Genomic DNA, 13,624 nt, shown 5'->3' on the forward strand with positions numbered 1-13,624 from the left:
ATGTTCCGCTGTAATTTATTAAGACTTTATAAGAGCATCTGTTTAAAGGAGAGAATTTAATATGCAACAATTAATCGCAGAAATTACTCAAGGCCAATTAAAAACTGACCTTCCTTCATTCCGTCCTGGAGACACTTTACGTGTACACGTAAAAGTAGTTGAGGGAACTCGTGAAAGAATTCAGCTTTTCGAAGGTGTTGTAATTAAACGTCGTGGTGGCGGAATCAGTGAAACATTCACAGTTCGTAAGATTTCTTACGGTGTAGGTGTTGAGCGTACATTCCCAGTTCACACGCCAAGAATCGCGAAACTTGAAGTACTTCGCCGTGGTAAAGTACGTCGTGCTAAGTTATACTACTTACGTAACCTTCGCGGTAAAAAAGCACGTATTAAAGAAATTCGATAAGACATGTATGGGAGCTTGTAAATACACAAGCTCCCTTTTTCCAATCTATATAAAATTTTGATATAATACGAGCAGCGTACATAATCGTGGAGGGGAAATGCATGAAGAAAGAAAAGAGTTCACTTTGGGAATGGATTAAAGCAATTTTGATTGCTGTTGTATTAGCGGGTGTTATTAGACAGTTTTTCTTTGCGCCAATTCTCGTAGATGGAGTATCGATGGCGTCTACTTTACATGATCGCGATCGAATGATTGTCAATAAAATTGGTTATCACATAGGAGATCCGAAACGATTTGATATTATCGTATTCCGAGCGACGGAAGATAAAGATTATATTAAGCGCATTATCGGCCTGCCAGGCGATGAAATAGAGTATCGTAATGATAAACTATATGTTAACGGAAAGGCTTATGAGGAGCCGTATTTAGACAAGCAAAAAAAACAAATTGCTGACGGACCGCTTACATATGATTTTACTCTTGAAGAAATGACAGGGAAGAAAACTGTTCCAGAAGGTCAATTATTTGTTTTAGGCGATAATCGTCGTTTTAGTAAAGATAGCCGTTCGATTGGTACAATTTCAATGGACCGAGTGATTGGAAAAGCAAATATACTATATTGGCCGTTAAAAGATGCTCGTATTGTGAAATAAAAGAAAAAGAAGGTGGCAACATGGTAATTCAATGGTTCCCGGGACATATGGCAAAGGCTAGACGCCAAGTAACAGAAAAATTAAAGTTAATTGATGTTGTAATTGAGCTTGTAGATGCTCGATTACCTTTATCTTCTCGAAATCCAATGATCGATGAGATTATTACACATAAGCCAAGGCTTGTTGTTTTAAATAAAGCGGATATGGCAGATGATCGATTAACAAAGCAGTGGATCGCATATTTTAAAGAAAAAGGCCAAATGGCAATTTCAATTAACGCGCAAGCTGGACAAGGTATGAAGGAAATTGCAGCGGCTTGTAAAGTGTTGGTGAAAGAAAAATTTGATAAAATGGTTGCAAAAGGTATTAGACCGAGAGCGATTCGTGCATTAATTGTAGGTATACCGAATGTTGGTAAATCTACGTTAATTAATAAGTTAGCGAAGAAAAATATTGCTAAAACAGGAGATCGTCCTGGTGTGACAACAGCTCAACAGTGGATTAAAGTTGGGAAGGAAATGGAACTGTTAGATACACCTGGTATTTTATGGCCTAAATTTGAAGATCAATTAGTGGGTCTTCGATTAGCGACAACGGGCGCAATTAAAGATTCAATTTTAAATTTACAAGATGTTGCTGTTTACGCTTTACGTTTTATGGAGAAACATTACCCAGAACGTTTGAAAGAGCGATATAATTTAAATGAAATTCCAGAAGATATTGTGGAGTTATTCGATGCAATTGGAAAAAATAGAGGCTGTTTAATGGGCGGCGGAATGATTGATTATGATAAAACATCTGAGCTTGTACTTCGTGAGCTTCGTGGTGGAAAACTTGGGAAAATGACGTTTGAAACACCAGAAGAGTTTGCAGAGCAGACAGAAGATGCAGAAAAAGTAGAAGAAGTATAAGACGTGCGTTTGTACGTCTTTTCTTTTTTGTATATAAAGGGAGTGGCATGAATGCAAAAAGTGACTATTCAAGAAGCGGAACGTTTACTGCATGAAATAATGAGTGAGGAGGACGACCGCTTCCAAATATTAATGAAAGACGAGCGAAAAGGAATACAAAAGCTTATTTTGAAGTGGCATAAACAAAAAGAGTTAGCGCAGAAAGAAAAAGAAAAGTTTTTCGAAATGTCCAAGTACGAGATCGCATTACGTGAAAAAGGGCTCACACTTATCGCCGGTATAGATGAAGTAGGGCGTGGGCCGCTAGCTGGGCCTGTCGTGACGGCAGCTGTTGTCCTTCCGGAAAATTTTTATATTCCAGGGTTAAATGACTCGAAAAAGCTGAGTGAGGCGAAGCGAGAGCGTTTTTATGATGAAATTAAAGCACAAGCAATTGCAATTGGAGTTGGAATTGTATCACCACAAGTTATTGATGAGATAAATATTTATCAAGCGACGAAACAAGCGATGTTAGATGCTGTTGCGAATTTATCTTGTGCACCAGAACATTTATTAATTGATGCGATGAAACTTCCTACACCAATTCCGCAAACGTCCATTATTAAAGGGGATGCGAAAAGTATTTCTATTTCAGCTGCATCCATTATTGCGAAAGTAACGAGAGATCGTATGATGAAAGAGCTTGGAGAAAAGTATCCTGCATATGGATTTGAACAACATATGGGATATGGCACAAAACAACATTTAGAAGCGATTGAAGCGCATGGAGTATTAGAGGAACATCGGAAATCTTTTGCACCAATTAAAGATACGATTCAAAAATAAGCTGCGAATATGCAGCTTATTTTTTTATTTTGGTATATGAACATTATTATTTTTAAAAAAGAATAAAGCGATTTCAGTTTTCTGACACTTTATTGTAGACAGCGTGCCAATCATCTTATACAATGGCAATGTAATGTTTTTTAAACATTAAAAAACTTTTCGAGTAAAACAGGAAAACAGGGGAGGATGGGACCATGAATATCCATGAGTACCAAGGTAAGGCAGTCCTTAAAAGCTATGGGGTTAGCGTTCCGAACGGGAAGGTTGCATTTACAGTAGAAGAAGCTGTAGAAGCAGCGAAAGAATTAGGAACGGATGTATGTGTAGTAAAAGCACAAATTCACGCTGGTGGACGCGGCAAAGCTGGCGGAGTAAAAGTTGCAAAAAATTTAGATGAAGTTCGTACATATGCAGAGAGCATTTTAGGAACTACACTTGTGACACATCAAACAGGTCCTGAAGGTAAGGAAGTAAAACGCTTACTTATCGAAGAAGGTTGCGATATTAAAAAAGAATATTATGTTGGTTTAGTTTTAGATCGTGCAACTTCTCAAGTTGTTTTAATGGCATCTGAAGAAGGTGGAACAGAAATTGAAGAGGTAGCAGAGCAAACACCTGAAAAGATCTTTAAAGAATATATTGATCCAGCAGTAGGCTTACAAGGCTTCCAAGCGCGCCGAATCGCGTTTAACATCAATATTCCAAAAGAGCTTGTAGGACAAGCTGTGAAGTTTATGATGGGCTTATACCGTGCGTTTATCGAAAAAGATTGCTCAATCGCGGAGATCAATCCACTTGTTACAACAGGTGACGGTAAAGTTATGGCATTAGATGCGAAATTAAACTTTGATTCTAATGCTTTATATCGCAATAAAGACATTTTAGAACTTCGTGATCTTGATGAAGAAGATTCAAAAGAAATTGAAGCTTCTAAATATGACTTAAACTACATTCCTTTAGATGGAAATATCGGTTGTATGGTTAATGGTGCAGGTTTAGCGATGGCTACAATGGATATCATTAAACATTACCATGGCGATCCAGCTAACTTCTTAGATGTTGGTGGCGGTGCAACAGCTGAAAAAGTTACAGAAGCATTCAAAATTATCCTTTCTGACAAAAATGTAAAAGGTATCTTCGTTAACATTTTTGGTGGCATTATGAAGTGTGATGTTATCGCAGAAGGTGTTATTGAAGCGACGAAACAAGTAGGTCTTGAATTGCCTTTAGTTGTGCGTCTTGAAGGTACAAACGTCGAGTTAGGTAAGAAAATTTTAAATGAGTCTGGCTTAAATATTGTTGCAGCAGAATCTATGGCAGACGGTGCACAAAAAATTGTTTCACTAGTGGGCTAATAGAAAGCGGGGGAGAAAAATGAGCGTATTAGTTAATAAAGATACAAAAGTTATTGTTCAAGGTATTACAGGTTCTCAAGGTTTATTCCACACAAAACAAATGATTGAATACGGTACGAAAATTGTCGGTGGTGTAACGCCAGGTAAAGGTGGCACTGATATTGAAGGTGTACCAGTATTTGATACTGTAGAAGATGCAGTGAAGGCAACAGGCGCAAATGCTTCGGTTGTATACGTTCCACCCGCTTTTGCGGCTGATGCAATTATGGAAGCAGTTGATGCAGAAATCGATTTAGTAGTATGTATTACTGAAGGAATTCCTGTATTAGATATGGTAAACGTAAAGAGATATATGGCGGGTAAACATACACGTTTACTTGGACCAAACTGTCCTGGTGTTATTACGCCTGATGAATGTAAAATTGGTATTATGCCAGGGTATATTCATAAAAAAGGCCATGTAGGTATCGTATCTCGCTCTGGTACATTAACGTATGAGGCTGTACATCAGTTAACACAAGAAGGTATTGGCCAATCTACTGCTGTAGGTATCGGTGGAGACCCAGTTAACGGTACGGACTTTATTGATGCGTTAAAAGCATTTAATGAAGATGAAGAAACGCATGCTGTAATTATGATTGGTGAAATCGGTGGTACAGCAGAAGAAGAGGCAGCTGAATGGGTGAAAGCTAATATGACAAAACCTGTTGTAGGCTTCATTGGTGGCCAAACAGCGCCTGCTGGCAAACGTATGGGCCATGCTGGTGCAATCATTTCTGGTGGTAAAGGAACTGCTGCAGAAAAGATTAAAACGATGGAAGCTTGTGGTATTAAAGTAGCGGAAACTCCAGCGGTTATGGGCGAAACGCTAATCTCTGTTTTAAAAGAAAAAGGTCTATTTGAGACTTGTAAAAACTACTAATCTGTTGAAAGACACCTTCTTGCTTGAAGGTGTCTTTTTACGCAATTTTTGTTTACATAATAAAAATTATGGGTAAGGAGAATTAAGATGAAAAGAGAACGATTATTACATCTTCATTATTTTTTAGCAGATCATTGGAAGGCGATGGAAAGACTACTATATGTCGATCCTGAATTGAAGGGAATATACACGTTTAATACAAAACAAATGGAATACTACACTGGAATATCCTCGAAAAAATCTTCAGAATTAGTAAATTTTCTTCAAAGTTCAAATCTCCCGCAATATATATCTTATTTAGAGAAAAATCGAATCTTTTATATGACTATATGGGATGAAGATTATCCACAATTATTACGTGAAATACAAGATCCCCCCTTTGTGTTATATGGAAAAGGAGAGAAGGATTTTCTCAATAAAGCGAATAAATTAGCGGTTATTGGAACGAGAGAACCGACTTTATATGGACAGGAGAGTTTAAAATTTATTTTACACCCATTATTAGAAAGGGAATGGCTTATTGTCAGTGGGTTTGCAAGAGGGATAGATACAATGTCTCATGAAATTACAGTAAGACGGCATTGCCCGACTATTGCAATACTAGGACATGGATTATCGTATATGTATCCAAAAGAGAATAGACATTTATATGAAACGTGGAATGAATATATATTGTTATTAACGGAGTATCCGCCGCACTATGCACCGAAAAAATGGTATTTTCCAAAAAGGAACCGGATTATTAGTGGTATAAGTAAGGGTGTTTTAGTTGTAGAAGCGAAATCAAGAAGTGGAACACTTATTACTGCGGACCTTGCTTTAGAGCAAAATAGAGAGGTATTTGCACTTCCTGGACCTATATTTATAGATAGTGCATCAGGAACGAATCATCTCATTCAACAAGGAGCAAAACTAGTAAGAAATGCAGAAGATATCTTGGAAGAAGTTTTAAATTAACCTTATATTTTTATGTTTTTATTAAACAATTATTGACAAATGGTAGATAGGCACTGTATGGTATATTCATTCTTGATTGACAAAAACAAGAGAAATCAATAAGATTGATGAAGACTTGAATCCACCTCTTAAGGAGGCACTAGCATGTCAGATTACCTCGTAATCGTGGAGTCGCCTTCTAAGGCGAAGACCATTGAGAAATATTTAGGGAAAAAATACAAAGTTGTCGCGTCTATGGGACACGTTCGCGATTTACCTAAAAGCCAAATGGGGATAGAAGTAAAGAACAACTTCACCCCGAAGTATATTACCATTCGTGGTAAAGGTCCCGTCTTAAAAGATTTAAAATCAGCGGCCAAAAAAGCAAAGAAAGTCTATCTCGCGGCCGATCCAGACCGCGAAGGGGAAGCGATTGCTTGGCATTTAGCCAATACGTTAAATGTGGACGTTGAATCAGATTGCCGAGTTGTGTTTAATGAGATTACAAAAGATGCAATAAAAGAATCATTTAAACATCCTCGTGCGATTAATATGGATTTAGTAGATGCACAGCAAGCAAGGCGTATACTAGATCGTCTTGTTGGTTACAATATTAGTCCTTTATTATGGAAGAAAGTAAAAAAAGGATTAAGTGCAGGACGCGTACAATCTGTAGCAGTTCGTTTAATTATCGAACGTGAAAAAGAAATTCAAATCTTTGAGCCTGAAGAATTCTGGACAATTAAGACAGAATTTGTGAAAGGGAAAGACACATTTGAAGCAAGTTTTTACGGTGTAGATGGTGAAAAAGTTCAATTAACGAATGAAACGCAAGTGAATGAAATAATTGAACAGATGAAAGATAATGCGTTTTCAGTTGAAAATGTAACGCGAAAAGAGCGAAAACGTAATCCTGCATTACCGTTTACAACATCTTCCTTGCAACAAGAGGCAGCTCGTAAGTTAAACATGCGAGCAAAGAAAACAATGATGCTCGCGCAGCAATTGTATGAAGGGATAGATCTTGGAAAGCAAGGGACTGTAGGTCTTATTACGTATATGAGAACTGACTCAACACGTATCTCAGAAACAGCTCAAACAGAGGCTCGTACTTACATTACTGAGGCGTTTGGTGCGGAATACATAGGGACAGAAAAGAAGAAAGAAACGAAAAAGTCGAACGCGCAAGATGCGCATGAGGCAATTCGTCCTACTTCGGTAATGAGAAGGCCAGAGGAACTAAAGAGTTTCTTAAGTCGGGATCAACTTCGGTTGTATAAACTGATTTGGGAGCGATTTGTTGCAAGTCAAATGGCGTCTGCTATAATGGATACTGTGACAGCTAGACTCATTAATAACAATGTTCAGTTCCGTGCAAGTGGATCGGTTGTAAAGTTTCCAGGATTTATGAAAGTGTATGTAGAGTCGAAAGATGACGGGGCTGAAGAAAAGGATAAAATGTTGCCACCTTTAGAAGTAGGGGAAACGGTATTTTCGAAGGATTTAGAACCGAAGCAACACTTTACACAACCTCCGCCGCGCTATACAGAGGCTCGTCTAGTAAGAACACTTGAAGAGCTTGGAATTGGAAGACCATCGACTTACGTACCGACACTTGAAACGATTCAAAAACGTGGATACGTAGGTTTGGATAATAAACGCTTCGTTCCAACTGAACTTGGTGAAATAGTAATTGAACTTATTTTAGAGTTTTTCCCAGAAATTATTAACATTGAATTTACTGCTAACATGGAGCAAAGTCTTGATGAAGTAGAAGAAGGAAATGCGAATTGGGTAAAAATTGTTGATGATTTCTACGTAGGCTTTGAACCGCGTTTAGAAAAAGCGGAAAAAGAAATGCGTGAAGTGGAAATTAAAGATGAACCAGCTGGGGAAGACTGTGAATTGTGTGATCACCCAATGGTCTTTAAAATGGGTAAATACGGGAAATTTATGGCTTGTTCGAATTTCCCAGATTGTCGTAATACAAAACCGATTGTGAAAGAAATCGGTGTTACTTGTCCGAAGTGTGATAAAGGTCAAATTATTGAACGCCGTAGTAATAAAAAGAAACGTCTTTTCTATGGATGCGGTACGTATCCAGAGTGTGACTTTGTATCTTGGGATAAACCAATTGGTCGTAAATGTCCGAAGTGCGAAGGAATGCTTGTAGAGAAGAAGTTGAAAAAAGGCGTGCAAGTACAATGTATTTCGTGTGATTATGAAGAAGAACAACAAATGTGAGCGTAACTGCTCACATTTTTTTCGGGAAGAAAAGGAAAGGTGATAAATATGACAACACAAGTAGTAAACGTCATTGGCGCAGGTCTTGCAGGAAGTGAAGCTGCTTACCAAATTGCAAAACGTGGTGTCCAAGTAAAATTATATGAAATGAGACCAGTAAGGCAAACGCCAGCTCATCACACAGATAAATTTGCAGAGTTAGTATGCAGTAACTCGCTTCGCGCAAACACATTAACAAACGCTGTTGGTGTTATTAAAGAAGAAATGCGTTTAATGGACTCTGTTATTATTCGTGCAGCTGATGAGTGCTCTGTACCAGCAGGAGGGGCTTTAGCTGTAGATCGTCATGAATTTGCGGCAAAGGTAACAGAGTATGTGAAAAACCATCCGAACGTAACTGTGATGAATGAAGAAATTACTGAAATTCCAGAAGGACCTACTGTTATCGCGACAGGTCCGCTTACGTCTCCTGATCTTGCTGCACAATTAAAAGAATTAACAGGTGAAGATTATTTTTATTTCTATGATGCTGCAGCACCGATTGTTGAGAAAGACAGCATTGATATGAATAAAGTATATTTAAAGTCTCGTTACGATAAAGGTGAAGCTGCATATTTAAACTGCCCAATGACGGAAGAGGAATTTGACCGTTTTTACGAGGCTTTAATTGCTGCTGAAACAGTACCTTTAAAAGAATTTGAAAAAGAAATTTTCTTTGAAGGTTGTATGCCGGTAGAAGTTATGGCAAGTAGAGGAAGACAGACGCTAGTATTTGGACCGATGAAACCTGTTGGATTAGAAGATCCGAAAACAGGGAAAACGCCATATGCTGTTGTTCAGTTACGTCAAGATGATGCAGCAGGAACGTTATACAATATCGTAGGTTTCCAAACGCATTTAAAGTGGGGACCACAAAAAGAAGTGTTACAGTTGATTCCAGGACTGGAAAACGCAGAGATTGTACGTTATGGTGTAATGCATCGTAATACGTTTATTAATTCACCTAACTTGCTTCGTCCAACATATCAATATAAACAACGTGATGATTTATTCTTCGCTGGTCAAATGACTGGAGTAGAGGGATATGTTGAATCAGCGGCGTCAGGATTACTAGCGGGTATTAACGCTGCGCGACTTGTGAAAGGTGAAGAACCGGTTGTATTACCGCCTGTAACTGCAATGGGAAGTATGGCGAATTATATTACTGCGACAAACGCGAAAAACTTCCAGCCAATGAATGCAAACTTCGGTTTGTTTGCACCGTTAGAGAAGAAAATTAAGAGGAAAGCAGAACGAAATGAAGCATATGCAACACGCGCTTTAGAAACAATTCAAAATTTTGTAAATATTTAGTTAAATTTCTTGCAAAGGCTACTAAGTTGTGATACGATTTAGTAGCCTTTATTGAGGTGAATTGTGTGAATGTGAAGAAATTGTTACAATTATTCGTTGGATATTTACAAATTGAAAGAAATTATTCAAAATATACAATTGCAAGTTATCAAAATGATTTAGAACATTTTGTGCAATTTATGGAGCGAGAAGGCATATCCTCTTTTTTAGATGTTACATACGCGGATGTTCGTTTGTACTTAACGACGTTGCACGATGAAAAGTTAGCCCGTAAATCTGTCGCAAGAAAAGTATCAAGCTTACGAAGTTTATATCGTTTTTTGATGCGTGAAGGTTATCGGAAAGATAATCCGTTTGCACTTGCGTCACTCCCCAAAAAAGAATTGTCAATCCCAAAGTTTTTATATGCTGAAGAATTAGAGGAATTATTTGAAGTTGCTGATACGGAAACGCCGCTAGGTCAAAGGAATCAAGCTTTATTAGAGTTGATGTATGCGACTGGAATCCGTGTGAGTGAATGTGTCAATTTACAACTTACCGATATTGACTTCGCGGTGGGAACAATTTTAGTAATGGGAAAAGGAAAAAAACAAAGGTATATTCCGTTCGGAAGCTATGCGCAAGATGCTTTAATTACTTATATAGAGAACGGGAGAAAACAGTTAGCTCACAAAACTGAAGAGCACTCTCATATGGTATTTTTAAATGCGAAAGGCACGCCGCTAACAAGTCGAGGGGTACGTTATGTATTAAACGAACTCATTAAGAAGGCTTCACTGACAATGCGGATAAGTCCCCATATGTTAAGGCATACATTTGCTACACACATGTTAGATGAAGGGGCGGATTTACGTACTGTACAGGAGCTACTTGGTCATGAGAATTTGTCGACGACACAAATTTATACGCATGTCTCTAAAGAAAGATTGCGTTCGGTCTACATGAAGCATCACCCGCGGGCATAAATTGCTTTTAAAGCTATAAAAACATATAAAGGAGTTTTTTTCTATGGGAAATTTCCACGCTACAACGATATTTGCAGTTCATCATAATGGAGAATGTGCAATGGCTGGAGATGGTCAGGTGACAATGGGAAATGCAGTTGTAATGAAACATACAGCTCGTAAAGTCCGTAAACTTTTCCAAGGGAAAGTTTTAGCTGGCTTTGCAGGTTCCGTTGCTGACGCATTTACTCTTTTTGAAATGTTTGAAGGGAAATTAGAAGAGTACAATGGGAACTTGCAGCGTGCTGCAGTTGAGATGGCAAAACAATGGCGTGGCGACAAAATGTTACGTCAGCTAGAAGCGATGCTCATTGTCATGGATAAAACAACTATGCTTCTTGTTTCAGGTACAGGAGAAGTGATTGAACCGGATGATGGTATTTTAGCGATTGGATCTGGTGGGAATTATGCGCTTTCTGCAGGTCGTGCTTTAAAGCAATATGCAAGTGAACATTTAACAGCGAAGCAAATTGCGAAAGCGAGTTTAGACATTGCTGGCGATATTTGTGTTTATACAAACCACAATATAATTGTGGAAGAATTGTAGAATCGTAAGGGAGGCATTTTATATGCATTTACATTTTACTCCGCGTCAAATTGTGGAAAAATTAGATCAATACATTATCGGTCAAAAAGATGCGAAGAAAGCGGTTGCTGTAGCTTTAAGAAATCGATATCGTCGAAGTAAATTAGCTGAAAATCTACGTGATGAAATTGCACCTAAAAATATTTTAATGATTGGACCGACAGGTGTTGGTAAAACAGAGGTAGCACGACGAATGGCGAAACTCGTTGGAGCACCTTTTATTAAGGTTGAAGCTACCAAATTTACAGAAGTTGGATATGTAGGTAGAGATGTAGAATCGATGGTACGTGACCTTGTGGAAACGTCAGTTCGTATCGTGAAAGAAGAAATGGTAATTAAAGTACAAGACAAAGCAGAAGAACAAGCGAACCAACGTCTTGTTGAAATTTTAGTGCCGAGTCCGGAGAAACAATCTGGATTTAAAAACCCATTAGAAATGCTATTTGGCGGTGCTCAAAATTCGAATCAAACATCTGATGCACAGGAAGATGTTGAAATCGAAAAGAAACGTCAAGATGTGGAAAGAAAGCTTGCTGCAGGACTTCTTGAAGATGAAATTGTATCGATTGAAGTGACTGAGCAACAGTCTTCCATGTTCGATATGTTACAAGGAACTGGCATGGAACAAATGGGAATGAATTTCCAAGATGCGTTAGGAAGTTTTATGCCGAAAAAAACAAAAAAACGTAAACTTTCTGTGAAAGAAGCAAGAAAACTCTTGACAAATGAGGAAGCACAGCGCTTAATTGATATGGATGAAGTTACACAAGAGGCTGTTTATCGTGCTGAACAGCTCGGGATTATTTTTATCGATGAAATTGACAAAATTGCTGGTAAGCAGTCGAATAGCGTAGATGTATCACGTGAAGGTGTGCAACGTGACATTTTACCAATTGTAGAAGGATCGAATGTTGCGACAAAATACGGATCAGTAAAAACGGATTATATTTTATTCGTTGCAGCTGGAGCGTTTCATATGTCTAAACCGTCGGATTTAATTCCGGAACTGCAAGGGAGATTTCCGATTCGAGTAGAATTAACAAAATTATCGACAGATGATTTTGTTAAAATATTAATCGAGCCTGACAATGCGTTAATTAAACAATATATGGCTTTATTAGCGACTGAAGGTATAGAAATTGAATTTTCAGACGAAGCTATTCGTAAGATTGCTGAGATTGCTTATCAAGTTAATCAGGATACAGATAATATTGGAGCAAGAAGACTTCATACGATTATGGAGAAACTCCTTGAAGATTTATCGTTTGAAGCATCTGAAATTACGTTAGAGAAAATAACGATAACACCTCAATACGTTGAGGAGAAATTAGCAACGATTGCTAAAAATAAAGATGTGAGCCAGTTTATTTTGTAATAGTGTCATCAGGTGACTCGCCCTAGTTTCCAAGTGATGAAAAAATATGTAAGTAACATGTAGGAGGAACTTTTGAAATGGAATTATTAGCAAAAACAAGAAAATTAAATGCGTTATTACAGAGCGCAGCAGGAAAGCCTGTAAACTTTAGAGAAATGTCTGACACAATGTGTGAAGTAATCGAAGCGAACGTATTCGTAGTAAGTCGTCGTGGTAAATTACTAGGTTATGCAATTCACCAACAAATTGAGAATGAGCGTATGAAACAAATGCTTGCAGAGCGTCAATTCCCGGAAGAATACACGCAAAGCTTATTCAACATTACAGAAACATCTTCAAACTTAGATGTAAACAGTGCTTACACAGCATTCCCAGTAGAAAATAGAGAATTATTTGGTCAAGGTTTAACTACAATCGTACCAATCGTTGGTGGCGGTGAGCGTCTAGGCACATTAGTGTTAGCTCGTCTTGGTCAAGAGTTCTTAGACGATGATTTAATCCTTGCTGAATACAGTTCAACTGTAGTAGGTATGGAAATCTTACGTGAAAAAGCAGAAGAAATCGAAGAGGAAGCACGTAGTAAAGCTGTTGTTCAAATGGCGATTAGCTCATTATCTTACAGTGAGTTAGAAGCAATCGAGCATATCTTCGAAGAATTAAATGGAACAGAAGGTTTACTTGTTGCAAGTAAAATTGCTGATCGCGTAGGAATTACTCGTTCTGTAATCGTAAATGCACTTCGTAAATTAGAGAGTGCTGGTGTTATTGAGTCTCGCTCTTTAGGTATGAAAGGAACATACATTAAAGTGCTAAACGACAAGTTTCTACAGGAACTTGCTAAATTAAAAACAAACTAATTTATAAAACTCTCCTCATTTTTTGAGGAGAGTTTTTTTGTGTATAAAAGATTGATGTTGTTTGTGAATAGTGTCATAATCGTGTTTTTCGGAAAAGCTATGAATTGAATTTTATTTTTTTGCTTAAAGGAAATACAGGTTGGTAATACTAGAATTCGAGTGTGAACAAAGAAAGTTTTACATTGTTCGCATTTTCG

The 13,624-nt window shown here is 37.8% G+C and carries 13 protein-coding genes; all 13 read left to right on the plus strand.

The genetic code is table 11. The features are described from left to right. The first annotated feature begins 61 nt into the window (after nucleotides 1-61). Nucleotides 62-406 (plus strand): 50S ribosomal protein L19, encoded by a 345-nt coding sequence (rplS, locus tag ACUN0F_RS13835; RefSeq protein ID WP_001186518.1) that lies wholly within the window; start codon nucleotides 62-64, stop codon nucleotides 404-406. A gap of 101 nt (nucleotides 407-507) precedes the next feature. Further along, entirely contained in the window at nucleotides 508-1,059 is a 552-nt protein-coding gene (gene lepB, locus ACUN0F_RS13840; protein WP_000711858.1) for a signal peptidase I, read from the plus strand. 20 nt (nucleotides 1,060-1,079) lie between these two features. Beyond that, nucleotides 1,080-1,970, plus strand: a complete 891-nt coding sequence (gene ylqF, locus ACUN0F_RS13845) for a ribosome biogenesis GTPase YlqF (RefSeq protein ID WP_000236709.1) — start codon at nucleotides 1,080-1,082, stop codon at nucleotides 1,968-1,970. A gap of 51 nt (nucleotides 1,971-2,021) precedes the next feature. After that, on the plus strand, nucleotides 2,022-2,795 hold the full coding sequence (locus ACUN0F_RS13850; protein ID WP_046956485.1) for a ribonuclease HII: 774 nt from the start codon (nucleotides 2,022-2,024) through the stop codon (nucleotides 2,793-2,795). A 194-nt stretch (nucleotides 2,796-2,989) separates the two neighbouring features. Next, nucleotides 2,990-4,150, plus strand: a complete 1,161-nt coding sequence (sucC, locus tag ACUN0F_RS13855; RefSeq protein ID WP_001020778.1) for an ADP-forming succinate--CoA ligase subunit beta — start codon at nucleotides 2,990-2,992, stop codon at nucleotides 4,148-4,150. Between the two features lie 19 nt (nucleotides 4,151-4,169). Further along, nucleotides 4,170-5,072 carry a succinate--CoA ligase subunit alpha gene (gene sucD, locus ACUN0F_RS13860; protein WP_000115178.1) on the plus strand — a complete coding sequence of 301 codons (903 nt, stop codon included), beginning with the start codon at nucleotides 4,170-4,172 and terminating at the stop codon, nucleotides 5,070-5,072. A gap of 87 nt (nucleotides 5,073-5,159) precedes the next feature. Continuing rightward, entirely contained in the window at nucleotides 5,160-6,029 is an 870-nt protein-coding gene (gene dprA / locus ACUN0F_RS13865; protein WP_445539566.1) for a DNA-processing protein DprA, read from the plus strand. 144 nt (nucleotides 6,030-6,173) lie between these two features. Beyond that, nucleotides 6,174-8,252, plus strand: a complete 2,079-nt coding sequence (gene topA, locus ACUN0F_RS13870) for a type I DNA topoisomerase (protein WP_001286953.1) — start codon at nucleotides 6,174-6,176, stop codon at nucleotides 8,250-8,252. Nucleotides 8,253-8,300: 48 nt separating this feature from the next. Next, nucleotides 8,301-9,605, plus strand: coding sequence for an FADH(2)-oxidizing methylenetetrahydrofolate--tRNA-(uracil(54)-C(5))-methyltransferase TrmFO (trmFO, locus tag ACUN0F_RS13875; protein WP_000211996.1), 1,305 nt, complete (start codon nucleotides 8,301-8,303; stop codon nucleotides 9,603-9,605). A gap of 65 nt (nucleotides 9,606-9,670) precedes the next feature. Beyond that, on the plus strand, nucleotides 9,671-10,570 hold the full coding sequence (gene xerC, locus ACUN0F_RS13880) for a tyrosine recombinase XerC (RefSeq protein ID WP_001101235.1): 900 nt from the start codon (nucleotides 9,671-9,673) through the stop codon (nucleotides 10,568-10,570). Nucleotides 10,571-10,613: 43 nt separating this feature from the next. Further along, nucleotides 10,614-11,156 carry an ATP-dependent protease proteolytic subunit HslV gene (gene hslV, locus ACUN0F_RS13885; RefSeq protein WP_000526271.1) on the plus strand — a complete coding sequence of 181 codons (543 nt, stop codon included), beginning with the start codon at nucleotides 10,614-10,616 and terminating at the stop codon, nucleotides 11,154-11,156. A gap of 22 nt (nucleotides 11,157-11,178) precedes the next feature. Then, on the plus strand, nucleotides 11,179-12,570 hold the full coding sequence (gene hslU, locus ACUN0F_RS13890) for an ATP-dependent protease ATPase subunit HslU (protein WP_000550070.1): 1,392 nt from the start codon (nucleotides 11,179-11,181) through the stop codon (nucleotides 12,568-12,570). A 77-nt stretch (nucleotides 12,571-12,647) separates the two neighbouring features. Beyond that, nucleotides 12,648-13,427 carry a GTP-sensing pleiotropic transcriptional regulator CodY gene (gene codY, locus ACUN0F_RS13895; protein ID WP_000421290.1) on the plus strand — a complete coding sequence of 260 codons (780 nt, stop codon included), beginning with the start codon at nucleotides 12,648-12,650 and terminating at the stop codon, nucleotides 13,425-13,427. Nucleotides 13,428-13,624: the final 197 nt, after the last annotated feature.

The organism is Bacillus sp. 1A, from assembly GCF_052682215.1.

Excerpts from the sequence above, each read along its gene's own strand:
- rplS (WP_001186518.1), top strand. The coding sequence starts at position 62 with ATGCAACAATTAATCGCAGAAATTACTCAAGGCCAATTAAAAACTGAC.
- lepB (WP_000711858.1), top strand. The coding sequence starts at position 508 with ATGAAGAAAGAAAAGAGTTCACTTTGGGAATGGATTAAAGCAATTTTG.
- ylqF (WP_000236709.1), top strand. The coding sequence starts at position 1,080 with ATGGTAATTCAATGGTTCCCGGGACATATGGCAAAGGCTAGACGCCAA.
- ACUN0F_RS13850 (WP_046956485.1), top strand. The coding sequence starts at position 2,022 with ATGCAAAAAGTGACTATTCAAGAAGCGGAACGTTTACTGCATGAAATA.
- sucC (WP_001020778.1), top strand. The coding sequence starts at position 2,990 with ATGAATATCCATGAGTACCAAGGTAAGGCAGTCCTTAAAAGCTATGGG.
- sucD (WP_000115178.1), top strand. The coding sequence starts at position 4,170 with ATGAGCGTATTAGTTAATAAAGATACAAAAGTTATTGTTCAAGGTATT.
- dprA (WP_445539566.1), top strand. The coding sequence starts at position 5,160 with ATGAAAAGAGAACGATTATTACATCTTCATTATTTTTTAGCAGATCAT.
- topA (WP_001286953.1), top strand. The coding sequence starts at position 6,174 with ATGTCAGATTACCTCGTAATCGTGGAGTCGCCTTCTAAGGCGAAGACC.
- trmFO (WP_000211996.1), top strand. The coding sequence starts at position 8,301 with ATGACAACACAAGTAGTAAACGTCATTGGCGCAGGTCTTGCAGGAAGT.
- hslV (WP_000526271.1), top strand. The coding sequence starts at position 10,614 with ATGGGAAATTTCCACGCTACAACGATATTTGCAGTTCATCATAATGGA.
- hslU (WP_000550070.1), top strand. The coding sequence starts at position 11,179 with ATGCATTTACATTTTACTCCGCGTCAAATTGTGGAAAAATTAGATCAA.
- codY (WP_000421290.1), top strand. The coding sequence starts at position 12,648 with ATGGAATTATTAGCAAAAACAAGAAAATTAAATGCGTTATTACAGAGC.